Here is a 4294-nt window from a genome sequence, read left to right as displayed (position 1 = left end):
GAACGCTGGATCTCTATCATTTTTGTCTTTTCGCTCAGCGTTTCTTTTATTTTTGCGAAATCAAAACTTCCGTCTTCCAAAAGGTCAACCTGTTTATAAGTTACCCCATATTCTGCAAGGGAACCGGTTGAGGGGCGGATACCAATGACCTCTTCCAAGGTATCGTATGGTTTGCCCGATATGGATACAAGCTCATCTCCGGGTCTTAAGTTTCCGGAAAGTGCCACAGCCAATGCGTGGGTGCCGCAGGTAATCTGAGGTCGAACCAGAGCCGCTTCCGTATGAAAAACGCTGGCATAAACAGCTTCCAGAGTCTCTCTGCCCGCATCGTTATATCCATAACCGGTACTGGAGGTGAAATGTTCCGCACAGACGCGGTTCTGCTGCAGTGCCCGGATGACTTTTAACTGGTTAAATTCCACGATTTCATCTATTTTGTCAAAACGTTCTTTGAGACTGGCTTCGATTTCTTTTCCGTATGTGAATACATCCTTGTGAATCCCCAGTGACTCATACATCTCTTCGATTGTGTAATTATTCATTATTTCCTTTCACGGCATCTATATATTTTTCTCTTTTAAAATGCTCAGCATAGCATGGAGTATCTCCGTATTATTATAAGCAAAATGGTCTTTATCCATCCAGATCACATCTTTTTCCCGTTTAAACCAGGTAATCTGGCGCTTGGCGAAATGTCTGGTATCCCGTTTTAAGATATAAACGGCTTCTTCCAGGGTGCAGTTCCCTTCCAGATAATCCAGGATTTCTTTGTAGCCAAGTCCCTGCATGGACACCATCTCTTTGGTATAGCCTTTTTCTTTTAACTGCGCCACTTCGTTTAAGAGCCCCTCTTCCAGCATGCGGTCTATTCTTAAATTGATTCGTTCATACAGGTTAGAACGTACATCGTTTAATACGAAATATGCGAAATTATAGGGGGATTCTTTTTGGCGCTCCTGTTCATTGTGACGTGAAATGGGCTGACCGGTATCATGGAAAAATTCCAGCGCCCTAATCACCCGTTTCACGTTGTTTGGATGGATTTCCATGGCGGATTTGGGATCGGCAATCTGCAGTTTTTCATGGAGAAATGCACTTCCCTTTGTAGCAGCCAGCTCTTCCAATTCCTGGCGGTATGCGCTGTTTTCCCGGGTCTCGGTGAAGTCAATGTCATATAAAACAGCTTGAATATAAAATCCGGTGCCTCCAGTTAGTATGGGGATTTTCCCTTTTTCCCAGATCTGCTGCATATATTTTTTTGCATACTCCTGAAAGCGGACTACGTGAAATTCCTCATCCGGGTCAAATTCATCGATCAGATAATGAGGGACACCTTCCATCTCAGAGGGTTTTATTTTTGCAGAGCCGATATCCATGCCCCGGTATACCTGCATAGAGTCGGCAGAGATAATTTCGCCGTTCACTTCTTTTGCCAGGGCGATGGAAAGCTCGGTTTTTCCAACGGCTGTGGGACCGGTTAATATAATAAGTGGTTTTTTCATAGCAACCTTTCCCTCCTTATACAATACGCTTGAATTTTTTTTCCAATTCATACTTTGTCATGGAGATGATGGTAGGCCTTCCATGAGGACAGTTGTATGGATTTTCTAAGGTGAGCAGCTCAGCGATCAGGCTTTCTGCTTCCATGGCGGTCATTTTATGATTGCCCTTAACGGCGGCTTTACAGGACATGGACGCAATTTTTTCATTAATTACTTCTGCTTTCATACGTCCGGTCTGCTCTCCCAGGCTGTCCAGCATCTCAATAAACAGATCCTGCTGGGCAATCCCGAATAAATTATCCGGTACAGCCCGGATGGAATATTCCTTCCCACCAAACGGTTCGATTTCAAAACCGATCTGGGTAAAATTATCCATATAACGCTTTAACAGATCTTCTTCCTGCATACTGAGGGTTAGAATAATCGGCGGGCTCAGATATTGGGAAGTAAAGTTACGGCGATTGAGGTTATTCATGGTTCTTTCGTATAGAACCTTCTCATGTGCCGCATGCTGGTCGATAATATAAAGCTTTTCCTGGAATTCAACCAGCCAGTAAGTACCGAATACCTGTCCGATAATCCGGTGTTCGGATACACTTTCTTTGGAAAGCAGTTTTCCTTCAAAGAGGTCTATCTGCTGAGCGGATTCCTTGCCAGTAACGGACACGTCACCTGTACGTTGGTAATTGCCCGGCATGGCATCAGCATCGGAAGCTCCTGCCTGGATCAAATTTGCTTCATCAGATGCAATTGACGGCATTTGTGGAGTTGATCCAGAAGCAATCGTCATATCCCCGGCTTGCGCTGCTATTTCTCCCTGAGAGTCCGGATTTACAATATTTTGGGTCTGGCTGGATGCAGCAACAACTGATGCATCAGGCAATACATCTTTCTGCCCTGCCTCTGTTTTAGGTAACAACGAAGACATCAGATTCTTTGTGTCTTCATAAACAGGTTTATTTGCAGGGACAGATCTACGTTCAGCATTATCGGTATGTTCAGCATGTCCGGTACTTCTATCATATTCGGTACTTTTAGTATGTTCGGTATGTTCAGCATGTTCACCAATAGGACGTGGTGCACCTGGTTTTGGCGCAAAAGCCTTTCCAGGGGATGCCTGATAATTGCTTCTCTCCCGCATCTGTTCCAGTCTGTTCTTTTCAAATGGTTCCGGAATAGACTGCAGAACCTTTGCTTCTTTTATTTTTTCCGTTTTATCTGCTTTGACGGTTACTTCCGGGATGAGTTCTTTTTTAGTCAGACCCTGTTTTACAGAGTCATAGACAAGCTGATACATTTTTTCGTTGTCGGCAAAACGCAGCTCCATTTTTGTAGGATGGACATTGATATCCAGCAAGTCCCCGTCCATTGTAAAATGAATCGCGGTAAAAGGATATTTATGCTGCATCATAAATGTTTTATAGGCATCTTCGATTGCCCGGGCAATAATGTTACTCTTTATATAACGCCCGTTTATAAAATAATTTTCGTAATTGCGGTTTCCTCTGGAAACAATTGGTTTTCCAATATATCCTTTCAGCGATACCTGTTCATTTGCATTCTCCAGGGCGATGAGGTGGTTGGCGATATCCCGCCCATAGACGTTGTAAATGATATCTTTTAGATTATCATTCCCTGAGGTATGCATTTTTGTCTGGTTATTGCTGATAAATTTAAAGGATACATTTGGATGGGATAATGCCAGCCGCTCCATCAGGTCATTGATATAACCTGCTTCGGTCATACTGGATTTTAAAAACTTTTTTCGGGCGGGTGTATTGAAGAAAATATTGCGCACCAGGAAAGTGGTTCCTTCCGGTGCACCGATTTCTTCTTTGGATTTTTCGGTTCCTCCTTCAATCATATAGCGGGTTCCGGTAAGGCTGCCTGCAGTCTTCGTAATTAATTCCACCTGGCAGACTGCTGCAATGCTGGACAGCGCTTCGCCGCGAAATCCAAGGGAGGTTACCCCCAGCAAATCTTCTACCCGTTTGATTTTACTGGTAGCATGGCGTAAAAATGCCAGGGGTACCTGGTCCTGGGTAATCCCTTCCCCGTTATCCGTGATGCGGATCAGAGAAGTTCCTCCATCCTTGATTTCCACGGTTACTGCATTAGCACCTGCATCGATGGCATTTTCCACTAACTCCTTTACCACGGAGGCAGGACGTTCAATCACTTCGCCTGCCGCAATCTTATCAATTGTCTGTTGATCTAATACTTCGATTGTCTTCATGTGTATACCTCCGTAACAGTTTAGACAGGTATGCGCATTTACTGCGCATACCGCAGACTTGTCTGCCATACTGCGTCAATAGATAGTGTGAACGGAGTTCACACTGTGAACAGAGTTCACACTTATCACCACCGATTCTTTAACTTGTTCTGAAGACGGTAAATTGTGTTGAGTGCATCAATTGGCGTCAGTGTGCCGATATCCATTTCTTTTAATTCCTGAAGGATATCCTGGTCGCTGACTGTATCAAACAGAGACATCTGCTCTAAATCTACCTGATCATATTTCTTGGTTTTAACCTTCGTTTTCGTACCGGTTTCAGCCTGGATTTCCCTGGCTTTAGCCGTGATGTCGGCATCACTTAATTCCTCTACAAGCTGTTTGGCACGTTCAATAACTGTTTCCGGCACTCCGGCTAACTTTGCAACCTGGATTCCGTAGCTCTTATCTGCACCGCCTTTGACAATTTTTCGCAGGAAAACAATGTCATCTCCCTTTTCTTTTACGGCAATACAGTAGTTATTGACACTGCTTAATTTACCTTCCAGTTCCGTAA

3 protein-coding genes and 1 pseudogene are annotated in these 4294 nt (G+C 44.0%); all 4 read right to left on the bottom strand.

Translation table 11 applies throughout. From position 1 onward, the window contains the following. On the bottom strand, positions 1-542 hold a 542-nt coding region (locus ACH2DQ_RS21770), incomplete at its 3' end, for a methionine gamma-lyase family protein (RefSeq protein ID WP_395028309.1). 18 nt (positions 543-560) lie between these two features. Beyond that, a complete protein-coding gene (miaA, locus tag ACH2DQ_RS21765; RefSeq protein WP_394911284.1) occupies positions 561-1502 on the bottom strand; it encodes a tRNA (adenosine(37)-N6)-dimethylallyltransferase MiaA in 942 nt (313 codons plus the stop codon). A gap of 16 nt (positions 1503-1518) precedes the next feature. Next, entirely contained in the window at positions 1519-3738 is a 2220-nt protein-coding gene (gene mutL, locus ACH2DQ_RS21760) for a DNA mismatch repair endonuclease MutL (RefSeq protein WP_394911285.1), read from the bottom strand. Between the two features lie 125 nt (positions 3739-3863). Continuing rightward, a pseudogene (locus ACH2DQ_RS21755) lies at positions 3864-4294 on the bottom strand (DNA mismatch repair protein MutS); the annotation flags it as partial.

Source organism: Robinsoniella sp. (assembly GCF_034124845.1).
This window is presented reverse-complemented; position numbering and strand designations above follow the sequence as displayed.